Origin of the sequence: Pseudomonas sp. GZJR-8 (genome assembly GCF_002916705.1) — a bacterium.
In the GTDB taxonomy this organism is placed as follows: Bacteria; Pseudomonadota; Gammaproteobacteria; order Pseudomonadales; family Pseudomonadaceae; genus Aquipseudomonas; species Aquipseudomonas synxantha_A.
The window spans coordinates 194,085-217,280 of sequence record NZ_JXSI01000006.1 but is presented as its reverse complement, the minus strand read 5'-3'; the positions used below and the strand labels follow the sequence as shown (position 1 = coordinate 217,280).

General features: G+C 59.5%; 20 protein-coding genes. 13 read left to right on the top strand and 7 right to left on the bottom strand.

Translation table 11 applies throughout. From position 1 onward, the window contains the following. Window positions 1-13: 13 nt before the first annotated feature. The 4 genes from crcB to TK42_RS14310 are packed head-to-tail and all read right to left on the bottom strand — an operon-like array spanning window position 14 to window position 4,826. Window positions 14-388 (bottom strand): fluoride efflux transporter CrcB, encoded by a 375-nt coding sequence (gene crcB, locus TK42_RS14325; RefSeq protein ID WP_103734503.1) that lies wholly within the window; start codon window positions 386-388, stop codon window positions 14-16. Beyond that, window positions 388-1,710, bottom strand: coding sequence for a replication-associated recombination protein A (locus tag TK42_RS14320; protein WP_032880626.1), 1,323 nt, complete (start codon window positions 1,708-1,710; stop codon window positions 388-390). Before TK42_RS14320 ends, crcB begins: the two co-directional genes overlap by 1 nt. A 27-nt stretch (window positions 1,711-1,737) precedes the next feature. Continuing rightward, window positions 1,738-2,361, bottom strand: coding sequence for an outer membrane lipoprotein chaperone LolA (lolA, locus tag TK42_RS14315; protein WP_032880625.1), 624 nt, complete (start codon window positions 2,359-2,361; stop codon window positions 1,738-1,740). 56 nt (window positions 2,362-2,417) lie between these two features. Then, window positions 2,418-4,826, bottom strand: a complete 2,409-nt coding sequence (locus TK42_RS14310) for a DNA translocase FtsK (protein WP_005789085.1) — start codon at window positions 4,824-4,826, stop codon at window positions 2,418-2,420. A gap of 499 nt (window positions 4,827-5,325) precedes the next feature. Here TK42_RS14310 and aat point away from each other — a divergent pair, with 499 nt between their 5' ends. The 3 genes from aat (at window position 5,326) to infA (ending at window position 7,089) form a co-directional block, all read left to right on the top strand. Beyond that, window positions 5,326-6,006 carry a leucyl/phenylalanyl-tRNA--protein transferase gene (gene aat / locus TK42_RS14305; RefSeq protein ID WP_005789086.1) on the top strand — a complete coding sequence of 227 codons (681 nt, stop codon included), beginning with the start codon at window positions 5,326-5,328 and terminating at the stop codon, window positions 6,004-6,006. 56 nt (window positions 6,007-6,062) lie between these two features. Further along, on the top strand, window positions 6,063-6,770 hold the full coding sequence (locus TK42_RS14300) for an arginyltransferase (protein WP_005789087.1): 708 nt from the start codon (window positions 6,063-6,065) through the stop codon (window positions 6,768-6,770). A 100-nt stretch (window positions 6,771-6,870) separates the two neighbouring features. After that, on the top strand, window positions 6,871-7,089 hold the full coding sequence (infA, locus tag TK42_RS14295) for a translation initiation factor IF-1 (RefSeq protein WP_002553999.1): 219 nt from the start codon (window positions 6,871-6,873) through the stop codon (window positions 7,087-7,089). Window positions 7,090-7,335: 246 nt separating this feature from the next. Here the strand turns inward: infA and clpA are convergent, their stop codons facing one another. Together clpA and clpS are read right to left on the bottom strand one after the other, a co-directional pair. After that, window positions 7,336-9,606: an ATP-dependent Clp protease ATP-binding subunit ClpA gene (clpA, locus tag TK42_RS14290; protein ID WP_032880624.1), complete on the bottom strand. Its 2,271-nt coding sequence runs from the start codon at window positions 9,604-9,606 to the stop codon at window positions 7,336-7,338. A 29-nt stretch (window positions 9,607-9,635) separates the two neighbouring features. Further along, a complete protein-coding gene (gene clpS / locus TK42_RS14285; RefSeq protein ID WP_005789091.1) occupies window positions 9,636-10,004 on the bottom strand; it encodes an ATP-dependent Clp protease adapter ClpS in 369 nt (122 codons plus the stop codon). A gap of 218 nt (window positions 10,005-10,222) precedes the next feature. On the opposite strand from clpS, the gene cspD reads away from it, so the two are divergent. Further along, complete coding sequence (gene cspD, locus TK42_RS14280; protein ID WP_305888754.1) at window positions 10,223-10,507, top strand: cold shock domain-containing protein CspD; 285 nt, start codon at window positions 10,223-10,225, stop codon at window positions 10,505-10,507. A gap of 63 nt (window positions 10,508-10,570) precedes the next feature. On the opposite strand, the gene icd is transcribed toward cspD, so the two are convergent. Then, the gene (icd, locus tag TK42_RS14275; protein WP_005789095.1) at window positions 10,571-11,827 is read right to left on the bottom strand and encodes an NADP-dependent isocitrate dehydrogenase; all 1,257 of its coding nucleotides are present in this window, start codon (window positions 11,825-11,827) and stop codon (window positions 10,571-10,573) included. 493 nt (window positions 11,828-12,320) lie between these two features. On the opposite strand from icd, the gene TK42_RS14270 reads away from it, so the two are divergent. The 9 genes from TK42_RS14270 (at window position 12,321) to aceA (ending at window position 22,877) form a co-directional block, all read left to right on the top strand. Continuing rightward, entirely contained in the window at window positions 12,321-14,546 is a 2,226-nt protein-coding gene (locus tag TK42_RS14270; protein ID WP_103734501.1) for an NADP-dependent isocitrate dehydrogenase, read from the top strand. Between the two features lie 204 nt (window positions 14,547-14,750). Beyond that, window positions 14,751-15,197 (top strand): NUDIX hydrolase, encoded by a 447-nt coding sequence (locus TK42_RS14265; protein ID WP_032880622.1) that lies wholly within the window; start codon window positions 14,751-14,753, stop codon window positions 15,195-15,197. Window positions 15,198-15,256: 59 nt separating this feature from the next. Continuing rightward, a complete protein-coding gene (mnmA, locus tag TK42_RS14260) occupies window positions 15,257-16,381 on the top strand; it encodes a tRNA 2-thiouridine(34) synthase MnmA (protein WP_103734500.1) in 1,125 nt (374 codons plus the stop codon). Continuing rightward, window positions 16,378-17,001 carry a high frequency lysogenization protein HflD gene (hflD, locus tag TK42_RS14255; protein WP_005789104.1) on the top strand — a complete coding sequence of 208 codons (624 nt, stop codon included), beginning with the start codon at window positions 16,378-16,380 and terminating at the stop codon, window positions 16,999-17,001. Before mnmA ends, hflD begins: the two co-directional genes overlap by 4 nt. A 125-nt stretch (window positions 17,002-17,126) precedes the next feature. Further along, window positions 17,127-18,497, top strand: coding sequence for an adenylosuccinate lyase (gene purB / locus TK42_RS14250; RefSeq protein ID WP_103734499.1), 1,371 nt, complete (start codon window positions 17,127-17,129; stop codon window positions 18,495-18,497). Between the two features lie 83 nt (window positions 18,498-18,580). Continuing rightward, window positions 18,581-19,747: a cupin domain-containing protein gene (locus tag TK42_RS14245; protein ID WP_005789108.1), complete on the top strand. Its 1,167-nt coding sequence runs from the start codon at window positions 18,581-18,583 to the stop codon at window positions 19,745-19,747. Next, window positions 19,740-20,162, top strand: a complete 423-nt coding sequence (locus tag TK42_RS14240; protein WP_032880619.1) for a GNAT family N-acetyltransferase — start codon at window positions 19,740-19,742, stop codon at window positions 20,160-20,162. Before TK42_RS14245 ends, TK42_RS14240 begins: the two co-directional genes overlap by 8 nt. Before the next feature lie 157 nt (window positions 20,163-20,319). Further along, complete coding sequence (locus tag TK42_RS14235; protein WP_032880618.1) at window positions 20,320-21,057, top strand: secretin N-terminal domain-containing protein; 738 nt, start codon at window positions 20,320-20,322, stop codon at window positions 21,055-21,057. Window positions 21,058-21,551: 494 nt separating this feature from the next. Continuing rightward, window positions 21,552-22,877, top strand: a complete 1,326-nt coding sequence (aceA, locus tag TK42_RS14230) for an isocitrate lyase (RefSeq protein ID WP_003174717.1) — start codon at window positions 21,552-21,554, stop codon at window positions 22,875-22,877. Window positions 22,878-23,196 lie beyond the last annotated feature (319 nt).

Genomic DNA, 23,196 nt, shown 5'->3' with positions numbered 1-23,196 from the left:
CGGTCTCTCGTTATCAAAGTTTGGTCAAGGACAGGCCGGCCCAGGTGGCGAGCAGCCCGCCGAATACGCTGATGGCCAGGTACCCGAAGGCGACCAGGGCCTGCCCGCTTTCCAGCAGCCGCAGCGTATCCAGTGAAAAGGATGAAAAGGTCGTCAGACCGCCTACAAAACCGACAATCAAGCCGGCGCGAATTTCAATCGGCACTTCCGGGCGCAACAGGAACCAGCCGTACAACAGCCCGATAATCAAACAGCCCACCAGGTTGACTGCCAGGGTCGCCGCATAAAAATGCTTCGGCCACTGGGCGCTGACCCAGGTGCTGGTGGCGAAACGCAATAATGTACCAGCGATGCCGGCTGCGGACACGGCAAGAATCGTCTTGAGCACTACTTTCTCCGCTGACGGGGGCTGAGACGGTCGAGTTGGGCCAGATGGTTGAGCTTTTCGCCGATCTTCAGCTCCAGCCCACGGGGCACTGGCTGGTAGAGCGGCAACGGTTCCAGAGCATCGGGGAAGTAGTCTTCGCCGGCTGCATAGGCATCCGGTTCGTCATGAGCGTAGCGATATTCGTCACCGTAACCCAGCTGCTTCATCAGTTTGGTCGGCGCGTTGCGCAAGTGCATCGGCACTTCCAGCGAACCATGTTCAGCCGCCGCTCGCAGCGCCGACTTGAAGCCCATGTACACCGCGTTGCTTTTCGGTGCGCAGGCCAGGTAGGTGATGGCCTGGGCCACCGCCAACTCGCCTTCCGGGCTGCCGAGGCGCTCCTGCACCTCCCAGGCCGCCAGGCACAGGCTCAGGGCTCGCGGGTCGGCATTGCCGATGTCTTCGCTGGCCATGCGCACCACGCGACGGGCCAGGTACAACGGATCGCAACCGCCGTCGATCATGCGTGCGAACCAGTACAGCGCACCGTCCGGGTTGGAGCCGCGCACGGACTTGTGCAGCGCGGAAATCTGGTCGTAGAAAGCTTCACCGCCCTTGTCGAAGCGCCGGCGCGTATCACCCAGCAGGCTTTGCAGCAGATCGACGCCAATTTCACCGCCGTCTTCAGCCAGGTCCGAAGCGTTTTCCAGCAGGTTGAGAAAACGCCTGCCATCGCCATCTGCGGCGGTGAGCAGGATCTTGAAGCCTTCTTCACTGACGCTCAGATGGCGCTTGCCCAGGCCCTTGTCTTCATTCAAGGCCCGCTGCAGCAGCTTTTGCATCGCCGCCTCGTCCAGGCTTTTGAGCACGTAGACACGCGCTCGCGACAACAAGGCGTTGTTGAGTTCAAACGAAGGGTTTTCAGTGGTGGCGCCGATAAAGATCAAGGTGCCGTCTTCAACATACGGCAGGAACGCATCCTGCTGCGACTTGTTGAAGCGATGCACTTCGTCGACAAACAGGATGGTGCGCTTGCCGTACTGGCCGGCCTGCTGCTTGGCGACTTCCACCGCCTGGCGGATTTCCTTGACCCCGGCAAGCACCGCCGAGACCGTTTCAAAGTGGGCATCCGAGACTTTCGCCAGCAGCCGCGCCAGGGTGGTCTTGCCCACGCCCGGCGGGCCCCAGAAAATCATCGAGTGCAGCGCGCCCTGCTCCAGCGCTTCGCGCAAGGGCTTGCCGCGAGCGAGCAGGTGTTCCTGACCGACGTACTCATCCAGGTTGGTCGAACGCAAGCGTGCGGCCAGGGGCTGGGCAATCGGGTCACTTCGAAACAGATCCATGGGCAGCGCTTGAAACCTCTCGGCAGGTTATTCCTGGATCACGTCGGCACCCTTGGGGATGTCGAACTTGAACTTGGATGCATCCACAACGCCGTTGGCCTTGACGCCGGTGAACAGAATATTGGTGCGCTGACCCACGCTGTCGACCAGTTGCATGTCATTGATCAAACCGCCACGGAACGAAAGGCGAAGACTATCGAAAAGGGTGTCTTTGGCTTTCGGCTTGAGGGTGAAATCCATTACGTCACCGGTTTGCTTGGAAGTGATGTCAAAGCTATCGCTGATTTTCGACACATCGCCCGACAACAGCAACGCCGGCGTCTGATTCAAGCGCGGGTCGAGCTTCTTGATCGTGGCCTGCTCTAGATCCGGGTCCCATAAGGTGACCTTCTGGCCATCAGAAACGATGGTCTGCTCAGCCTTACCCTCGGTATGCCAATAAAAAAGCCCTGGACGCTGCACGGCCATTTCACCGGCAGTTTCCTGTAATTGAGTACCACCGGCATCCAGGGTCAACTGGGAGAAGCGCGAGGTCAGGGTTTTGGAGTCATTCAGCAGTCCGGTCAGGCGCGTTACGGCCTGTTCATCAGCGTGAGCCGAAACAGCGGTCAAGGCCAGTGCCGGCAACAACAGCATGCGGATAAAGCGCATGGGAGTCCTCATTGAGTAGTCAGGGCGGTGCCGCGTGTTACCACGCGGCACCGGGGTCAGTCGCGCATCTGCCCGGGGGCGATGATTTCACGCGAGCCGTTGGTGTTCATTGCAGTGACGACGCCGGCGTGTTCCATGGCTTCGATCATGCGGGCAGCGCGGTTGTAGCCGATTTTCAACTTGCGTTGCACTGCGGAGATAGAGGCGCGACGGCTTTCCAGCACGAAGGCCACGGCCTCATCGTACAGCGCGTCGGTTTCGGCATCATCGTCGCCACCGCCGCTGCCACCGTCAAAACCGCTGCCGGCCTCTTCGACGCCTGCGAGGATGTCGTCGTTGTATTCCGGGGCGCCGCGCAGTTTCCAGGCTTCGACCACGCGGTGTACTTCGTCATCGGACACAAAGGCACCGTGAACGCGAATCGGCAGGCTGGTGCCCGGCGGCATGTAGAGCATGTCACCGTGGCCCAGCAGCTGCTCGGCGCCACCCTGGTCGATGATGGTCCGTGAGTCGATCTTGCTCGATACCTGGAACGCCATGCGTGTCGGGATGTTGGCCTTGATCAGACCGGTGATCACATCCACCGACGGGCGCTGAGTCGCGAGGATCAAGTGAATCCCGGCGGCACGTGCCTTCTGGGCAATACGCGCGATCAGTTCTTCGACCTTCTTGCCGACGATCATCATCATGTCGGCGAATTCGTCGACCACCACCACGATGGTCGGCAGCTTGGTCAGCAGCGGTGCCTCATCGTGAATGTTTTCGCGTTTGTACAGCGGGTCGGTCAGCGGTTCGCCGGCGTCCTGGGCTTCCTTGACCTTGGCGTTGAAGCCCGACAGGTTACGTACGCCCATCTTGGCCATCAGCTTGTAGCGGCGCTCCATCTCGGCAACGCTCCAACGCAGGGCGTTGGCGGCGTCCTTCATGTCGGTAACCACCGGGCACAACAGGTGCGGAATGCCTTCGTAGATCGACAGCTCCAACATCTTCGGGTCGATCATGATCAGCTTGGCGTCATCCGGCCCGGACTTGAACAGGATCGACAGGATCATTGCGTTCACACCCACCGACTTACCGGAACCGGTGGTACCGGCTACCAGCAGGTGAGGCATTTTCGCCAGGTCGGTGATCACCGGCTTGCCGCCGATGTCATGGCCGAGGGCCAGGGTGACCGGCGATTTGAAATTGTCGTACTCGGGGGTCGACAGCACTTCGGAGAAACGCACGATCTGGCGGTCTTCGTTGGGAATCTCGATACCCACGGTGGTCTTGCCCGGGATCACTTCCACCACGCGAACGCTGGTCACGGCCAGGGAACGGGCCAAGTCTTTGGCCAGGTTGGAAATGCGGCTGACTTTGACACCGGCGGCCGGCTGGATTTCGTAACGGGTAATCACCGGGCCGGGATGGATCGAATCCACCGACACTTCGACGCCGAACTCCTTGAGCTTGATTTCCAGCAGATGGCCGACGGCCGCCAGGGATTCGGGGGAATAATTGAGCTGTTTCTTTTCAGCAGGGTCAAGAATCGAGATCGGCGGCAAGGTGCCTTCCACGGCGCTGTCGATGAACAACGGAGCCTGTTTCTCTTTCTGCACACGATGGCTGGGTTCCGGCGCCTTGGGCGGTGCCGGCGCGATCACCGGCGGCACCTGCTTCTCGCGGTCCGACATGTGCTTGCTCAGGGCTTGCTCACGCTCGATCAAGCGCTCCTTGACCTTGGCCTGCTCGCGCCGATCCGGCGTGCTCGGGGCCACCACCTCGTTGACGCGGGTGTCCACCTCACGCAGTTGGGCAACCATTTGCTTGCGCTCGACACGGGCGGCCCACCAGCGGTTGGCAGCGCCCTGGAACAATTCGAACAGGTCGAGGGTGATCTTGCCGGTCACGTCCATCACCTTGAACCATGACAGGTCGGTGAACACCGTGAGGCCGAACAGGAACAGCGCGATGAACATCAAGGTGCTGCCCTGGATATTCAGCGTGCGGCGCGCCAGGTCACCGAGGCTTTCGCCCAGCGCCCCGCCCGCACCCGCCGGCAGACCGGTGGGCGCATGGAAGTGAATATGTGCCAGCGCCGCGCCGGACAGCACCAGGAACACCAGGCCGATCAGGCGCCAGGAAAACAGCCAGCCGCTCCACTGCCACGGCTCGTGACGCTGGCGGAAGATCTGCCAGGTCTTGATCGCCAGCAGCAGCGGGAAAATGTACGCGAAATAACCCAGGATCATGAACAGGATATCGGCGCTGTAGGACCCTACCGGCCCACCGAAATTCTGCACGTCGTCGATCTTGCTGTTATGGCTCCAGCCTGGATCGTCCTTGCCATAGGTGAGCAAGGCCATCATCAGGAACAGGCACAGGGCACCGATGGCAATCAGTGCGCCTTCCTTGAGTCGGTAATGCAGGTGCTGGCGCCAGGCCGGTACGACTGCTGCTTTAGGTGCTGCGGCGGATTTCTTCAAAACGGGTCTTTTCCTGCGCCTTTAGCGCGTCCATCTGTTGAATGACTACACATGACTGCCCTATCCCGAGCAGCTGAAAAATGAACGTATGTTGCTGAATCTACTTTTAACACCAGGTCACGGATAGGTGAAATGGCGATAACGCCACAATGGGCGCATTGTACGGGTTTGCGTGCGCGATGCCACACACTTGCCCTCCACCTGGCAGCCTTGGCAATCGAAGTGTCAAAGGCTGTTCAATTTGAGCATGCATTGCCTTTGCTGACAAAGGCTTATGAGCTGTATCTGGCAATCCAGGCCAACTTGGCAAATGGCTGGCATGTGCCAGCCCCGATTACGACCGCGCCTTATGCGCAGAGTTGCAGAAACACCCGCTCATGCTAATCCGGCCTCACGGCTTAATCGGGCTGGCCCCTTGGCGCCGGGTCGACAATAATCAACGCTTGTGCGGCAGACGCCTTGCCTGCCACTCCCCTCCCCTTCCATAAGCCTGGATGCCATGCTGACCTGGTTACAACGCGACAACCTGACTTTCCCGCCCCTGGCCAAGGCCATGCGCGAACCCAATGGCCTGCTCGCCGCCGGTGGAGACCTGTCGGCCGAACGCCTGATCCAGGCCTATCGCCATGGCTGCTTTCCGTGGTTCTCCGAAGGCCAGCCTATCCTCTGGTGGTCACCCGACCCACGCACGGTGATCTTCCCCGACGAACTGCATGTGTCCCGCAGCCTCGGCAAACTACTGCGCCAACAGCGTTATACCGTGACGTTCGACCAGGATTTCGCCGCCGTCATCCAGGCCTGCGCTGCACCGCGCGCCTACGCGGACGGCACCTGGATCACCGAGGGCATCCAGAACGCCTACCTGGCGCTGCACAAGCGCGGCTACGCCCACTCCGTGGAAGTGTGGGACCAGGGCGAACTGGTAGGTGGCCTGTATGGCCTGGCGATGGGCCAGCTGTTTTTTGGCGAATCCATGTTCAGCCGCGCCGACAACGCCTCGAAATTCGGTTTCGCCACATTGACCCGTCAATTGCAGGCGTGGGGCTTCGTGCTGATCGACTGCCAGATGCCCAATGACCACCTGCACAGCCTGGGCGCCCGCGCCATACCGCGCAGCGACTTCGCTGACTTGCTGCGCAAGCATTTGGACCAACCCAGCTCTGGACCGTGGGTTTCGTAGGCGACTTTCGCCTACCTGGCTTACACTTATTCCAAAGCTTATCCCGAGGGTTGATCATGACCGAGCTGGCGCGCTTGAAGTTCTATGCCACTCAAGCCCACTCTTGCAGCTATCTGCCCGATGAGCAGGCCACCACGCTGTTCCTCGATCCCAGCCAGCCGATGGACGTGCATGTGTACGCCGACCTCTCGGAGATGGGGTTTCGGCGCAGCGGCGATCATCTGTACCGACCTCACTGCCAGAATTGCAACGCGTGTGTGCCGGCGCGCATCCCTGCCGCGCAATTTTTGCCCGATCGCAATCAGAAACGCATCCTCAAACGCAACGCCGACCTGACGGTAAACGCGGTCAAGCCGCAGTACAGCGAAGAGTATTTCGATCTTTATCAGCGCTACATCGAGCAACGCCATGCCGATGGCGACATGTTCCCGCCCAGCCGTGATCAGTTTTCCACCTTCCTGGTACGTGACCTGCCGTTCTCGCGCTTCTACGAGTTCCGCCTCGATGGACGGCTGCTGGCCGTGGCGGTGACCGACCTGCTGCCCAACGGCCTGTCGGCGGTGTACACCTTCTATGAACCCGAAGAGGAACGCCGCAGCCTCGGGCGCTTTGCGATCCTCTGGCAAATAGGTGAAGCGCTGCGCCTGGAACTGGAAGCGGTGTACCTCGGATACTGGATCAAGAACTGCAAAAAGATGAACTACAAGACCCAATATCGGCCCATTGAGCTGCTGATTAATCAAAGATGGGTCACACTTAACTAGAACCCCTTGGCTTGAACCCTCTTTTTCGGGCACAATGCACGCCGCTTTTGCCTGGCGCAGTTGCACCGGGCCATTCACTGGATACCGAGGGCTTTACTGCATGTCGAAAGAAGACAGCTTCGAAATGGAAGGCACTGTCGTCGACACCCTGCCCAACACCATGTTTCGTGTGGAGTTGGAAAATGGGCACGTCGTAACCGCGCATATCTCCGGCAAGATGCGCAAGAACTACATTCGTATTCTTACCGGTGACAAAGTGCGCGTCGAGCTGACGCCCTATGACTTGAGCAAAGGGCGCATCACTTACCGCGCTCGCTAAGCAAGTCAATACAAAACGCCCGGTTATGCCGGGCGTTTTTGTGTGTGCGCCATTTGCCCCAACAACACAAATCCCTGTGGGAGGGGGCTTGCTCCCGATAGCAGTGGGCCAAGCAACTAATCTGTTGCTGAACCACTGCTATCGGGAGCAAGCCCCCTCCCACATTGGATCTCCATTGTTCTGAGAATTGCATTTCAAGTCAGCAAAAAGGCGCCTTTCGGCGCCTTTTGTGTTGCTGCAGAACGATCAGGCCATTTCTGCCGTGGTCTCGAACTCGAAGGTCAGCTCGCCGTCCTTCAGGTCGATATGCACCACGCCGCCATGATCGGAGAGTTCGCCGAACAGGATCTCTTCGGCCAGCGGCCGCTTGATCTTGTCCTGGATCAGACGCGCCATTGGGCGTGCGCCCATTGCCGCATCGTAGCCGCCCTCTGCGATCCAACTGCGAGCCGCTTCCGTCACATCCAGCTGCACGCGCTTGTCTTCCAACTGCGCCTGAAGCTCGGTGAGGAACTTGTCCACCACGCTCTTGATAACCTCATGGCTGAGGCGACCAAATTGGATAATGGTGTCCAGACGGTTGCGGAACTCCGGCGTGAAGCTCTTCTTGATCACTTCCATTGCATCGGAAGAGTGATCCTGATGCGTGAAGCCGATAGACGCTCGCGCAGCAGTTTCGGCACCGGCGTTGGTGGTCATGATCACGATCACATTACGGAAGTCCGCCTTGCGCCCGTTGTTATCGGTCAGCGTCCCGTGATCCATGACCTGCAACAGCAGGTTGAAGACTTCCGGGTGAGCCTTTTCGATTTCATCGAGCAGCAGTACGCAATGCGGCTGCTTGGTGATCGCCTCGGTTAACAAGCCGCCCTGATCGAAACCGACATAGCCCGGCGGCGCACCGATCAGGCGCGACACTGTGTGACGCTCCATGTACTCGGACATGTCGAAACGGACCAGCTCGATACCCATGGCCTTGGCCAACTGCCGCGCCGCCTCGGTCTTGCCGACGCCGGTAGGCCCTGCGAACAGGAACGAACCGACCGGCTTGTCCGGCGACTTGAGGCCCGCGCGGGACAATTTGATAGCCGTGGACAGCGAGTCGATCGCCGCATCCTGACCGAACACAGTGAGCTTGAGATCGCGCTCCAGGTTACGCAGCAGCTCCTTGTCGGAACTGGTGACGTGTTTTGGCGGAATCCGCGCGATCTTCGCCACGATGTCCTCGACCTGAGGCACATCGATACGCTTCACACGCTTCTCGACCGGCTGCAGGCGCTGGTAGGCGCCCGCCTCGTCGATCACGTCGATGGCCTTGTCCGGCATGTGCCGGTCATTGATGTAGCGCGACGCCAGCTCGGCCGCCGCACGCAGGGCCTCATCGGTGTACTCGATGCCGTGGTGCGCTTCAAAACGCCCCTTGAGCCCACGCAGGATGCCAATGGTGTCTTCAACCGAAGGCTCGGACACGTCGACTTTCTGGAAGCGTCGCGCCAGGGCACGGTCTTTTTCGAAAATGCCGCGAAACTCCTGGAAGGTGGTGGAGCCGATGCAGCGGATATCACCCGAAGACAGCAATGGCTTGAGCAGGTTGGAGGCGTCCATCACCCCACCGGAGGCCGCACCAGCACCAATGATGGTGTGGATCTCGTCGATGAACAGGATCGCCTGCGGGCGTTTTTTCAGCTCGCCGAGCAGCGCCTTGAAGCGCTTCTCGAAATCGCCACGGTACTTGGTCCCGGCGAGCAGTGCGCCCAGGTCAAGAGAGTAGACGACGCTGTTGGCCAGCAGGTCCGGCACCTGGTTGTCGACAATGCGCTTGGCCAGGCCTTCGGCAATCGCGGTTTTACCCACGCCCGCCTCACCCACCAGCAACGGGTTGTTCTTGCGACGCCGCGCGAGAATCTGCGCTACACGCTCGACCTCGCTCTCACGCCCGACCAGCGGATCGATCCGCCCCTGTCGCGCCATCTCATTGAGATTGCTGGCATAGGCATCCAGCGGGTTGCTTGAAGAAGAAGACTCACCGCCCTCGTCGTCCTGCATATCCTGCTCACCCTCGGAATGATCGCCGTGCCCGGGCACCTTGGAGATACCGTGGGCGATGTAATTGACGACATCAATACGGGCAACGCTCTGCTGCTTGAGCAGAAACACGGCCTGGCTTTCCTGTTCGCTGAAAATTGCCACCAGCACGTTTGCGCCTGTGACCTCACGCTTACCGGAGCTCTGTACGTGGAAGACAGCACGCTGCAATACCCGCTGGAAGCCCAGGGTTGGCTGGGTCTCGCGGTCCTCGTCATGCACGGGGATCAGTGGCGTGGTGGAGTCGATAAACTCCTGCAGATCATGCTTGAGTTTGTCGAGGTTGGCGCCGCACGCACGCAGAACGGTGGCGGCAGCTTCATTATCCAAAAGTGCCAGCAAAAGGTGCTCGACGGTCATGAACTCATGACGCTTCGAACGAGCCTCCTTGAAGGCAAGATTGAGGGTGACTTCGAGCTCGCGGTTTAACATAGCTTCACCTCATACCCAAGTGGTCGGCGTTAACCGTCCTTCTCGATTTCACAGAGTAGCGGATGCTGGCTTTCCCTGGCGTACTGGTTGACCTGCATGGCCTTTGTCTCGGCGATGTCGCGGGTAAACACTCCACATACTGCCCGTCCTTCTGTGTGAACGGCCAGCATTACCTTGGTCGCCAACTCGCGGTTCAGGTTAAAAAACACCTCGAGCACTTCGACGACGAAATCCATCGGTGTGTAGTCATCATTGAACAAAACCACCTTGTACATCGGCGGTGCCTGTAAAGCAGGCTTGGCCTCCTGAACAGCAATGCCTGCAGAACCGTCGTCGTCATGTTCCTGATCCGGGCGATCCTGATTGAATGTTAGTCGAATCTGGCTATTTGCATGCATGGAAAGAAAGGTTCGTCAGTGGTTCAATTACAGTGGTGGGGGCGAGCTGTCAGAATTTCAACTCTGACCGACTGGTCGCCTTGACTATCGGCAAATCGGTGTTACAACCAATAGAGCCCACAGTGGGTAAAAAAGGTCCGCGCAGTCAACCTTATTTATTCGGGTTAGGACGGATAAACTGGATGATACTCCAGTGATGGAGTCTGGTGCAGAGGGATATGGGAATGGCTAGTGGTAAGGTCAAGTGGTTCAACAATGCCAAGGGTTACGGTTTCATTGTCGAGGACGGCAAGGATGAGGACCTTTTTGCGCATTTCTCCGTGATCGATATGGATGGGTACAAAACACTGAAGGCGGGTCAACCGGTGTCCTTTGATCTTAAACAAGGCCCAAAGGGCTTGAATGCGGTGAATATCAAGTTAGTCACCGCCCCGTCTGCCGCAGAAAAAGTTGCAGCGCCCGATCAAAAGTCAAAAAAAGAAACAGGCCTGATCAGCCACTGAACAAAGCACTGAAAGCAAACCGGCCGCCCAATTCATCAAGGCGGCCGGTTTTTTTCTGCCTGTTTACATGTGCTTGATCAGCGCATCACCAAAGCCCGACGACGACACCAACGTAGCGCCATCCATCAGGCGCTCAAAGTCATAGGTCACGGTCTTGGCAGAAATCGCACCATTGGTGCCCTTGATGATCAAGTCAGCCGCCTCGACCCAGCCCATATGACGCAGCATCATTTCTGCCGACAGAATCAATGAACCCGGGTTGACCTGGTCCTTGCCCGCATACTTGGGCGCAGTACCGTGAGTGGCTTCGAACATCGCCACGGTGTCCGACAGGTTGGCTCCCGGCGCAATACCAATACCACCAACCTCCGCCGCCAAGGCATCGGACAAGTAGTCGCCATTGAGGTTGAGCGTGGCAATCACGTCATACTCAGCCGGACGCAGCAGGATCTGCTGGAGCATGGCATCGGCAATCGCATCCTTGACCACCACATTCTTGCCGGTCTTGGGGTTCTTGAACTGCATCCACGGGCCGCCGTCGAGCAGCGTCGCGCCGAATTCTTCAGCCGCCACTTCGTAGGCCCACTCCTTGAAGGCGCCTTCGGTGAACTTCATGATGTTGCCTTTGTGCACGATGGTCAGCGAGTCGCGGTCGTTATCGACTACATACTGCAGGGCCTTGCGCGCCAGGCGCTTGGTACCCTCTTTCGACACCGGCTTGACGCCAATCCCGCAATCCTGGTCGAAACGGATCTTGGTAACGCCCATTTCCTCCTTGAGGAACTTGATCACCTTGATCGCCTCAGGCGAACCGGCTTTCCACTCGATACCCGCGTAAATATCCTCGGAGTTCTCACGGAAGATGGTCATGTCCACATCGCCTGGCTTCTTGACCGGGCTGGGCACGCCTTCAAACCAGCGCACCGGGCGCAGACACACATACAGGTCGAGCTGCTGACGCAGAGCCACGTTCAGCGAGCGAATACCACCACCGACCGGCGTGGTCAGCGGGCCCTTGATGGACACCACGTAATCCTTGACCGCGTCCAGGGTTTCCTGGGGCAACCAGGTGTCCTGGTCGTAGACCTGGGTCGCCTTTTCACCGGCATACACCTCCATCCACGAGATTTTGCGCTTGCCGCCGTAAGCCTTTTCAACAGCTGCGTCGACTACCTTGATCATCACCGGGCTGATGTCGACGCCAATACCGTCACCTTCGATATAGGGGATGATCGGTTGGTCAGGAACATTGAGAGAATGGTCTGCATTGACGGTGATTTTGTCGCCGACTGCCGGAACCTGAATCTTCTTGTATCCCATGCTGAACTCCATCTATGGATTGAACATCTGGCTGCGTTCGAGCCTACTCCAGATAAATGGCGACCGAAACCTCGCGCCATGCTCATTTGCATCGAAAACAGCATAAATTGTCGCCTACAAGCCTGAAAGCAAAGGGAAAAGTGCCAATCTTGAGCACATCATTCAACTTTCGGCACAACCCCGCCCCTGCGACCTTTAGACCAATGGACGACACACCTTTTGTATGAAGGCTCTGCGTAAGCATAGCGACCTATGTATAATGCCGCCGCTGACCAAAGAGTCACGACGGTTGACCGCTCTAGACAGTAGCCTTCAGCCAGAAAGCAGGACTATTACAATAGTCCAAACGCTTGACGCTCGACTGATGCAACCCAACATCACCGCGAAGAAACCTCGACATTTCGCTCATGGATGACTTTGAACGAACGCGCTCCACCCGGCGCATCTCGAGTTTCTGCGCACGCTTTCAGCAAAGAAGAGAGTTAATCCGAATATGCCCACCCGCTCGAAGATCATCTACACCTTCACCGACGAAGCTCCAGCCCTCGCCACCTATTCACTGTTGCCTATCGTAGAGGCCTTCACCGCTTCCGCTGATATTGCCGTTGAAACCCGCGACATCTCCCTCGCAGGGCGCATCCTCGCAAGCTTCCCCGAGCAACTGGGCACCAAGGCTATCCCGGACCACCTCGCCGAACTGGGCGACCTGGCCGTAACCCCTGAAGCCAACATCATCAAGCTGCCTAACATCAGTGCCTCGACCCCGCAGCTGCAAGCCGCGATCAAGGAACTGCAGGCCCAGGGCTACGCCCTGCCGGACTACCCGGAAACCGTAACCACCGACGCGGAAAAAGAAACCCGTGCACGTTACGACAAGGTCAAGGGCAGCGCCGTGAACCCGGTACTGCGCGAAGGCAACTCCGACCGCCGCGCGCCGCTGTCAGTCAAGAACTACGCACGCAAGCACCCGCACAAGATGGGCGCCTGGGCTGCCGACTCCAAGTCGCACATTGCCCACATGAGCAATGGTGACTTCTACGGCAGCGAAAAAGCCGTACAGATCGAAGCCGCCGATGCTGTCAAAATTGCGCTGGTTGCTCAGGACGGCACCACCACCGTCCTGAAAGAAAAGACCAGCGTCCAGGCCGGCGAGATCATCGACACCGCCGTGCTGAGCAAGAAAGCCCTGCGCAGCTTCATCGCCGCTGAAATCGAAGACGCCAAGAAGCAAGGCGTGCTGCTGTCGGTTCACCTCAAAGCCACCATGATGAAGGTCTCCGACCCGATCATGTTCGGCCAGATCGTTGCCGAGTTCTATAAAGATGCCCTGGCCAAGCACGCTACCGTGCTTGAGCAGATCGGCTTCAACCTGAACAACGGCATCGGCGACCTGTATGCCCGCATCAAGGCCCTGCCGGCCGACCAGCAAGCGCAGATCGAAGCCGACATCCAGGCCGTCTACGCCGCTCGTCCTGCCCTGGCGATGGTCAACTCCGACAAAGGCATCACCAACCTGCACGTGCCGAGCGACGTGATCGTCGACGCCTCGATGCCAGCCATGATCCGTGACTCCGGCAAGATGTGGGGCACCGACGGCCAGTTGCACGACACCAAGGCTGTGATCCCGGATCGCTGCTACGCCACCATCTACCAGGCGGTCATCGAAGACTGCAAGGCCAATGGCGCCTTCGACCCGACCACCATGGGCAGCGTGCCAAACGTTGGCCTGATGGCCAAGAAAGCCGAAGAGTACGGCTCCCACGACAAGACCTTCCAGATCAAGGCTGACGGCGTTGTTCGCGTCACCGACAGCCAGGGCAACCTGCTGATGGAACAGAAAGTCGAGGCCGGCGACATCTTCCGCATGTGCCAGACCAAAGACGCGCCGATCCAGGACTGGGTCAAGCTCGCCGTCAACCGTGCCCGCGCCAGCAACACCCCGGCCATTTTCTGGCTGGACCCCAAGCGCGCTCACGATGGCGTAGTGGTCGAGAAAGTTCAGGCGTACCTGAAAGACCACAACACCGAAGGCCTGGACATCCGCATCATGGCCCCGGTCGATGCGATGAAGTTCACCCTGGAGCGCACCCGCAAGGGCCTGGACACCATTTCGGTGACCGGCAACGTGCTGCGCGACTACCTGACCGACCTGTTCCCGATCATGGAACTGGGCACCAGCGCCAAGATGCTGTCGATCGTGCCGCTGATGAACGGCGGCGGCCTGTTCGAAACCGGCGCTGGCGGTTCGGCTCCCAAGCACGTTCAGCAGCTGCTGGAAGAAAACTTCCTGCGTTGGGACTCCCTGGGCGAGTTCCTGGCCCTTGCCGCTTCCCTTGAGCACCTGGGTGTGACCTACAACAACCCCAAAGCCTTGGTACTGTCCAAGACCCTGGACCAGGCTACCGGCCAGTTCCTGGACAACAACAAGTCGCCATCGCGCAAAGTCGGCAACATCGACAACCGCGGCAGCCACTTCTACCTGGCGCTGTACTGGGCCCAAGCCCTGGCCGCCCAGACCGAAGACGCTGCACTGCAAGCGCAGTTCGGCGAACTGGCAAAAACCCTGGCCGAGAACGAAGCAACCATCGTTGCCGAGCTCAACGCGGTGCAGGGCAAGCCCGTGAACATCGGCGGCTACTACGCGCCGAACCCCGAGCTGACCAGCAAGGCCATGCGCCCAAGCAACACCCTCAATGCGGCGATTGCCAAGTTGAAGTAAGGTTGTAAGGATGCAAAGAAGCCCCGGCCCAGTGCCGGGGTTTCTGTTTGTAGGGACTTCATTGAAGAAACCCAATCAAATGTGGGAGCTGGCTTGCCTGCGATTACAGTCTGTCAGTTCATACAGGTGCAGCTGACCCACCGCCATCACAGGCAAGCCAGCTCCCACATTGACCGAGTCACCTTCCCGATACCGAGGTTTGCAATGACCTGGCTCCCCCACATCACCGTCGCCACCATCGTCGAAGACAACGGCCGCTTCCTGATGGTTGAAGAACTCAAGGGCGGCCGCGCCGTGCTCAACCAGCCCGCCGGCCACCTGGACCCGAACGAAACCCTCACCGAGGCCGCGGTGCGTGAAACCCTCGAAGAAACCGGCTGGGATGTCGAGCCCACTGGCATCGTCGGCATTTACCTGTACACCGCACCGAGCAATGGCGTGACCTATCAGCGCGTATGCTTTATCGCCAAGGCGCTGAAACATCACCCGGACTATCAACTCGACGAAGGCATCCTGCGCGCCCGCTGGCTGACCCGTGACGAGCTGATGACCGTGCGCGATGACTGGCGCAGCGAGCTGATCATCCGCTGTATCGATGATTATCTGGCCGGCCACCGGCACAGTCTCGAATTGATCCGCCCTTCTCTTTAGCCTTAGCGGCTCGGGCCTGATAGAATCGCGTCCTTTTTCAAGACACCCGTTGAAACCCTATGCGTGATCCAGCCCCTTCTGACACACAAAAGAAGCGCGTCATCGTCGGTATGTCCGGCGGCGTGGATTCTTCCGTTTCCGCCGTTCTGCTCATGGAGCAGGGTTATGAGGTGGAAGGCCTGTTCATGAAGAACTGGGAAGAAGACGATGGAACCGAATACTGCACCGCCATGGACGACCTGGCGGACGCCCAGGCCGTGTGCGACAGGATCGGCATCAAGCTGCACACTGCCAACTTCGCCGCCGAGTACTGGGACAACGTGTTCGAGCACTTCCTGGCCGAATACAAGGCCGGCCGCACGCCGAACCCGGACATCCTGTGCAACCGCGAAATCAAGTTCAAGGCGTTCCTCGATTACGCCATGATGCTTGGCGCCGACCTGATTGCCACGGGCCACTACGTGCGCCGTCGCGATATCGATGGCCGCACCGAATTGCTCAAGGGCCTGGACCCGAACAAGGACCAGAGCTACTTCCTGCACGCCGTCGGCGGTGAACAGATTGCCAAGACCCTGTTCCCGGTCGGCGAACTGGAAAAGCCCGAAGTGCGCAAGATCGCCGAGAAACACGGCCTGGCCACCGCCAAGAAGAAAGACTCCACCGGGATCTGCTTTATCGGCGAGCGCCGCTTCAGCGATTTCCTCAAGCAGTACCTGCCGGCGCAGCCGGGCGAGATCAAGACCACTGACGGCGAAGTGATCGGCCGTCACCATGGCCTGATGTACCACACCATTGGCCAGCGCCAGGGCCTGGGCATCGGCGGCCTGAAAGACGCAGGTGAAGAGCCTTGGTACGTGCTGGTCAAGGATCTGGAAAACAACGTGCTGGTGGTCGGCCAGGGCAACGAACATCCGTTGCTGTTCTCCGGCGCCCTGCTCGCTTCCGAGATCTACTGGGTCAACCCGATCGACCTGAGCACGCCACGCCGCCTGACCGCCAAAGTGCGCTATCGCCAGAGCGACCAGCCGTGCACCCTGGAAAAAACCGCCACAGGTTACCGCGCGACCTTCGACGACCCGCAACGTGCGGTCACCCCAGGCCAATCCGTGGTGTTCTACGACGGCGAAATCTGCCTGGGCGGCGGCGTGATTGAAGTTGCGCAAGCCTGGAGCCATCCGGCATGAGCCCGACCCAGGAGCAATTGACGGCGCTGGGCGGGGTCTTCCTCGCGGCAGTCCTGGTGGACAAGATCGCCAAGACCGGCCAGGTGACCGAGGCCGGCCTGACGTGCATGCTCGGCAGCCTGCTGGTGGTTGATCCGAAGGATACCCTGGACGTGTACGGCGGCGACGACCTGAGCCTGCGCGAAGGTTATCGCGCCCTGATCGGCGCCCTCGAACGCGACCCAAGCACCCTGCAGCGCGAGCCGTTGCGCTACGCCCTGTCGATGCTCGGCCTGGAACGGCAGCTAGCCAAGCGCGACGACCTGCTGGAAACCATCGGCAAGCGCCTGCCGCAAATCCAGTCCCAGGTTGAGCACTTCGGCCCGGCCCACGAGAACGTAATCGCGGCCTGCGGGGCGCTTTACCAGGACACCTTGAGCACCTTGCGCCAGCGCATCCAGGTGCACGGCGACATGCGCAACCTGCAGCAACCCAATAACGCCTCGAAGATCCGCGCGCTGCTCCTGGCCGGCATTCGTTCGGCGCGGTTGTGGCGGCAGTTGGGCGGACATCGCTGGCAACTGGTGATCAGCCGACGCAAATTGCTTAAAGAGCTTTACCCGTTGATGCGCAACGAATAAGTCGCATCAGCAGGCCATTTTCAAGCCGTTACGCGTAATACGCCGGTCAGTTGGCAACGGACCGGCGGATTTTTTCATGTATGATACGCGCCCCATTTCGTTGCCCGACTGTCCGAGAACACCCCATGCAGCTCTCTTCGCTCACTGCGGTTTCCCCTGTTGACGGCCGCTACGCCGGCAAAACCCAGGCCCTGCGCCCTATTTTCAGCGAATACGGTTTGATCCGTGCGCGTGTACTGGTTGAAGTGCGCTGGCTCCAGCGCCTGGCCGCTCACCCTGCCATCGGCGAAGTGCCGGCGTTTTCCGCCGAGGCCAACGCTGTATTGAACACCCTGGCGGAAAACTTCTCCCTGGAGCACGCCGAGCGTGTGAAAGAGATCGAGCGCACCACCAACCACGACGTCAAAGCCATCGAGTACCTGCTCAAAGAGCAAGCGGCCAAGCTGCCGGAACTGGCCCAAGTCAGCGAATTCATCCACTTTGCCTGCACCAGCGAGGACATCAACAACCTGTCCCACGCCCTGATGCTGCGCGAAGGCCGTGATGACGTGATGCTGCCGCTGATGCGCCAGACCGCCAACGCTATCCGTGAACTGGCGATCCGTTTCGCTGATGTGCCGATGCTCTCGCGCACCCACGGCCAGCCGGCTTCGCCGACCACCCTGGGCAAAGAGCTGGCCAACGTGGTGTACCGCCTGGAGCGCCAGATCGCTCAAGTGGCCGCCGTGCCATTGCTGGGCAAGATCAACGGCGCCGTGGGCAACTACAACGCCCACCTGTCGGCCTACCCCGAGATCGACTGGGAAGCCAACGCCCGCGCCTTCATCGAAGACGAACTGGGCCTGGGTTTCAACCCTTACACCACGCAGATCGAACCCCACGACTACATTGCCGAGCTGTTCGACGCGATTGCGCGCTTCAACACCATCCTGATCGACTTCGATCGCGATATCTGGGGCTACATCTCCCTGGGCTACTTCAAGCAGCGCACCATTGCCGGTGAAATCGGCTCGTCGACCATGCCGCACAAGGTCAACCCGATCGACTTCGAGAACTCCGAAGGCAACCTCGGCATCGCCAACGCGCTGTTCCAGCACCTGGCCAGCAAGTTGCCGATCTCTCGCTGGCAGCGTGACCTGACCGACTCCACCGTACTGCGCAACCTCGGCGTCGGCTTTGCCCACAGCGTGATCGCGTACGAAGCCAGCCTCAAAGGCATCAGCAAGCTTGAGCTCAACGAGCAGAAAATCGCCGCTGACCTGGATGCATGCTGGGAAGTCCTGGCCGAGCCGATCCAGACCGTGATGCGTCGCTACAACATCGAAAACCCGTACGAAAAACTCAAAGAACTGACACGCGGCAAGGGGATCACCTCTGAAGCGCTGCAGACTTTCATCGAGGGCCTGGACATGCCAGCTGCCGCCAAGGCCGAGCTGAAACTGCTGACCCCGGCCAACTACATCGGTAACGCTGTAGAGCAAGCCAAGCGCATCTGATTACCGCAAGACCCTTGAGACGCCCGGCCGCGCCGGGCGTTTTTATTCCAGTCTTAAAAGTGCTTTTTTTCAATAGGTTACACATGAATCCTGATATCCCTCTTCAACTTCTGGGCGGCATCACGGCACGGGAATTCCTGCGCGACTACTGGCAGAAGAAACCCCTGCTGATCCGTCAGGCCATCCCTGACTTCGAAAGCCCGATCGACGCCGACGAACTGGCAGGCCTGGCCCTGGAAGAAGAAGTCGAATCGCGCCTGGTGATCGAACACGGCGAGCGCCCGTGGGAACTGCGTCGCGGCCCATTCGCCGAAGATGCCTTCAGCGCCCTGCCAGAGCGTGAGTGGACCCTGCTGGTGCAGGCGGTCGACCAGTTCGTGCCGGAAGTCGCCGAACTGCTGGAGCACTTCCGTTTCCTGCCAAGCTGGCGTATCGACGATGTGATGATCAGCTTCGCCGCGCCCGGCGGCAGCGTCGGTCCGCACTTCGATAACTACGATGTGTTCCTGCTGCAAGCCCAGGGCAAGCGCAACTGGAAGATCGGCCAGATGTGCAGCTCCGAAAGCCCGCTGCTGCAACACGCTGACCTGCGCATCCTCGCCGAATTCGAAGAAAGCGCCGAATGGGTGCTGGAGCCAGGCGACATGCTCTACCTGCCACCGCGCCTGGCGCACTTCGGCATTGCCGAAGACGATTGCATGACCTACTCGGTGGGTTTCCGCGCCCCGAGCGCCGCCGAAGTGCTGACCCACTTCACCGACTTCCTCAGCCAGTACCTGACTGACGAAGAGCGCTACACCGACGCCGACGCCCAGCCGGTCAGCGACCCACACCAGATTCAGGTCGACGCTCTGGATCGCCTCAAGGGTCTGCTGGCTGAGCACATGAGCGACGAGCGCATGTTGCTGACCTGGTTCGGCCAGTTCATGACCGAGCCGCGCTACCCGGAACTGGTCGCTGGTGAAGAGCTGGGCGAAGAAGACTTCATCAACAGCCTGCAAGATGGCGCGATTCTGGTACGCAACCCAAGCGCGCGCCTGGCCTGGTCTGAAGTCGACGACGATGTATTGCTGTTTGCCAGTGGCCAGAGCCGTTACCTGCCCGGCAAGCTGCGTGAACTGCTGAAGCTGGTGTGCTCGGCCGACGCACTGCACAGCGAAAACCTCAGCGTATGGCTGGCCGACGAAGACGGCCGCGACCTGCTGTGCGAACTGGTCAAGCAAGGCAGCCTGGGGTTCGCGGATGAATAAGATTCACGTAAGTGTCGCGGACTGGCGAAAGGATATCGACGAGATTCGGCGCATTCGTGAAGCGGTATTTATCGCCGAGCAATCGGTTCCAGCCGAGCTCGAGTGGGATGCGGACGACGCTGGCGCCATGCATTTCCTCGCATTCGAAGGCGACTTTCCGATTGGTACCGCACGCCTGCTGCCCAGCGGCGAGATTGGTCGCGTGTCGGTGCTCAAGGACTGGCGCGGGCTGAAGGTGGGCGACAAGCTGATGGAAGCGGTGATTGGAGTGGCTGAAAAGCGCGGCCAGACCCGGCAGTTCCTCAGTGCGCAGGTGTATGCGGCGCCGTTTTATGAGCGGTTGGGTTTCAAGATCGTCAGCGATGAGTTTCTTGAAGTCGGGATTCCGCATGTGGATATGGTGCGCGGGGGCTGACTCAAGACCGAGTCGCCTATATCGGGAGCAAGCCATATCAGCAACACCTCAAAATGCCCTGCCTGCCAGGGCATTTTGCCGTCTACGATTCAACTTGCGCCCCGCCAGGCCGACAAACTGGCACTATCAAGCCAAATGACTCGCAGAGATAACGGACATGTCCCTACGCACCCTGCTCACCGCCCTGCTCCTGACCGCCAGTGTTTCGGCCATGGCTGCCACCGAGGTCGTCAACCTGAGCAACCGCACCAGTGCCGACCTACTGCCCGTGGCGCAGAACTTCATCGGCAAGGACGGCACCGTCAGCGCCTACGGCAACCAGCTTATCGTTAACGCCGACCCTGCGAAGATCGAGGGCTTGCGTACCCTGCTCTCCCAACTGGACACGCCGGCCAAGCGCCTGCTGATCACCGTCGACACCAACGAAACCAACCAGCAGAACAGCGGCGACAGCCAGACCCGCATCATCAGCTATGGCACCGTCAGCCGCGATGGCGGCATCCAGCAGATCCAGGCCAGCGAAGGCGTGCCGGCGCTTATTCAGATCGGCCAGAGCGTACCGCTGACCACCACGCACCAGGATGGCTATGGCCGCCTGCAGAACCAGACCCAGTATCGCAACGTCACCCAGGGCTTTTACGTCACCGCCAGCGTCACCGGCGAGACCGTACACCTGGCTATCAGTACCAACCGTGACCGTATGAGCCAGGAACGTCCTGATGTAGTGAACGTGCAGAGCACCGACACAACCGTCAGCGGACGCTTGGGCGAATGGATTACCCTGGCAGGCATCAATGGCGAAACCCAGGCCGACAAATCTTCTACAACCCGCAGCTACTCTACTCAGGGCCGCGATGACCTGACGGTGCGGGTCAAGGTCGACACCCTGAACTGAAGCACCAAAAACTGACTGGCGAGTCGTATTAGACCAAAGATGTAGTGCCTTGAAAAAAGCACTACAAAACATTTGACGATCCAAAAAAGCATGGGCATGATGGCCTCGCTCCCGCTAATCAGGGGCCCTGGCAAGGGCCTTCGGATCGCCGCTCCAAGTTACCCACCTGAGCCGATTCGTGTCTGTACCGCCCACAAGGCACGTTGGACGAGGTTGCGACTGGAACGAAGTTGTCCCGAGGGACGGAAGCTAACCAGGTAACCCGGCTACGCACTGATGAATCGTACAAAGGCCCACGACGCCCGAAGACCGTTTGCAGTTTGCCCTTACCTGCTCAACTCCGCCTTGAGCCAATCGTTCATCCCGTCGCCTACCCCGCCGAACTTGACTTGAACACCCAAGCTTCTGGTCAGCGAGCAGCCATCACCACGCACTTTCTACGTGGCTGGCAAATGGAATTTTCCACCTAGACCTATGCGACGAGGTTTTTCCCCATGGCACTGACACGCGAACAGCAAATTGCAGCCCTTGAAAAAGATTGGGCTGAAAACCCACGCTGGAAAGGCGTGACCCGCGCTTATTCCGCTGCTGACGTCGTCCGCCTGCGTGGCTCGGTCCAACCTGAGCACACCTTTGCAAAACTCGGCGCCGAGAAGCTGTGGAACCTGGTCACCCAAGGTGCCAAGCCGTCCTTCCGTCCCGACAAAGATTTCGTCAACTGCATGGGCGCCCTCACTGGCGGCCAGGCAGTCCAACAGGTAAAAGCCGGTATCCAGGCGATCTACCTGTCCGGCTGGCAAGTGGCAGCGGACAACAACTCCGCTGAATCCATGTACCCCGACCAGTCGCTGTACCCGGTGGACTCGGTTCCAACCGTGGTCAAGCGCATCAACAACTCGTTCCGTCGTGCCGACCAGATCCAGTGGAAAGCCGGCAAGAACCCGGGTGACGAAGGCTACATCGACTACTTCGCGCCAATCGTGGCTGACGCCGAAGCCGGTTTCGGCGGCGTACTCAACGCCTACGAGCTGATGAAGAGCATGATCGAGGCAGGCGCTGCCGGCGTGCACTTCGAAGACCAGCTTGCTTCGGTGAAAAAATGCGGCCACATGGGTGGCAAGGTACTGGTACCAACCCAGGAAGCTGTACAGAAGCTGACCGCCGCTCGCCTGGCCGCTGACGTTGCCGGTACTCCGACCATCATCCTGGCCCGTACCGACGCCAACGCGGCAGACTTGCTGACCTCGGACTGCGACCCGTACGACCAGCCGTTCGTCACTGGCGAACGCACTCAGGAAGGCTTCTATAAAGTACGCGCCGGCCTGGACCAGGCGATCGCCCGCGGCCTGGCCTACGCTCCTTACGCCGACCTGATCTGGTGCGAAACCGCCAAGCCGGACCTGGACGAAGCCCGTCGTTTCGCCGAAGCGATCAAGAAGGAATACCCGGACCAACTACTGTCCTACAACTGCTCGCCTTCCTTCAACTGGAAGAAGAACCTGGACGACGCGACCATCGCCAAGTTCCAGCGCGAGCTGTCGGCCATGGGCTACAAGCACCAGTTCATCACCCTGGCCGGCATTCACAACATGTGGCACAGCATGTTCAACCTGGCGCACGACTACGCCCGCAACGACATGACTGCCTACGTGAAGCTGCAAGAGCAGGAATTCGCTGACGCCGCCAAAGGCTACACCTTCGTGGCGCACCAGCAGGAAGTGGGCACCGGCTACTTCGACGACATGACCACCGTGATCCAGGGCGGCACCTCGTCCGTGACCGCGCTGACCGGTTCGACCGAAGAAGAGCAGTTCCACTAAGTAACGTGTACACGGCCACTGCGGCCCCAGGGAAGACCTAACTGCAGTGCCGCACAACAATCACGCCCCGACTGGTTCGGGGCGTTTTTTTGCCTGCACAAAACCTACCGATGCACTGCGGACCAAATGTGGGAGGGGGCTTGCTCCCGATAGCGGTGGATCAGCAACAGCTGGGTTGGCTGATACTCAGCTATCGGAAGCAAGCCCCCTCCCACAAGGAATTTTGCGCAAAACATTGATCCAGAGCGGTATTCGCACACATCCAATCGGTTAAAAGAACCGTTGCGACAACTAAGCGACACTCAAGCAAGTAATGGCA

Coding starts and splice junctions, on each gene's coding strand:
- TK42_RS14320 (WP_032880626.1), bottom strand. CDS start 1,710: ATGGATCTGTTTCGAAGTGACCCGATTGCCCAGCCCCTGGCCGCACGC.
- lolA (WP_032880625.1), bottom strand. CDS start 2,361: ATGCGCTTTATCCGCATGCTGTTGTTGCCGGCACTGGCCTTGACCGCT.
- aat (WP_005789086.1), top strand. CDS start 5,326: ATGCTGACCTGGTTACAACGCGACAACCTGACTTTCCCGCCCCTGGCC.
- TK42_RS14300 (WP_005789087.1), top strand. CDS start 6,063: ATGACCGAGCTGGCGCGCTTGAAGTTCTATGCCACTCAAGCCCACTCT.
- infA (WP_002553999.1), top strand. CDS start 6,871: ATGTCGAAAGAAGACAGCTTCGAAATGGAAGGCACTGTCGTCGACACC.
- clpA (WP_032880624.1), bottom strand. CDS start 9,606: ATGTTAAACCGCGAGCTCGAAGTCACCCTCAATCTTGCCTTCAAGGAG.
- clpS (WP_005789091.1), bottom strand. CDS start 10,004: ATGCATGCAAATAGCCAGATTCGACTAACATTCAATCAGGATCGCCCG.
- cspD (WP_305888754.1), top strand. CDS start 10,223: ATGGGAATGGCTAGTGGTAAGGTCAAGTGGTTCAACAATGCCAAGGGT.
- icd (WP_005789095.1), bottom strand. CDS start 11,827: ATGGGATACAAGAAGATTCAGGTTCCGGCAGTCGGCGACAAAATCACC.
- TK42_RS14270 (WP_103734501.1), top strand. CDS start 12,321: ATGCCCACCCGCTCGAAGATCATCTACACCTTCACCGACGAAGCTCCA.
- TK42_RS14265 (WP_032880622.1), top strand. CDS start 14,751: ATGACCTGGCTCCCCCACATCACCGTCGCCACCATCGTCGAAGACAAC.
- mnmA (WP_103734500.1), top strand. CDS start 15,257: ATGCGTGATCCAGCCCCTTCTGACACACAAAAGAAGCGCGTCATCGTC.
- hflD (WP_005789104.1), top strand. CDS start 16,378: ATGAGCCCGACCCAGGAGCAATTGACGGCGCTGGGCGGGGTCTTCCTC.
- purB (WP_103734499.1), top strand. CDS start 17,127: ATGCAGCTCTCTTCGCTCACTGCGGTTTCCCCTGTTGACGGCCGCTAC.
- TK42_RS14245 (WP_005789108.1), top strand. CDS start 18,581: ATGAATCCTGATATCCCTCTTCAACTTCTGGGCGGCATCACGGCACGG.
- TK42_RS14240 (WP_032880619.1), top strand. CDS start 19,740: ATGAATAAGATTCACGTAAGTGTCGCGGACTGGCGAAAGGATATCGAC.
- TK42_RS14235 (WP_032880618.1), top strand. CDS start 20,320: ATGTCCCTACGCACCCTGCTCACCGCCCTGCTCCTGACCGCCAGTGTT.
- aceA (WP_003174717.1), top strand. CDS start 21,552: ATGGCACTGACACGCGAACAGCAAATTGCAGCCCTTGAAAAAGATTGG.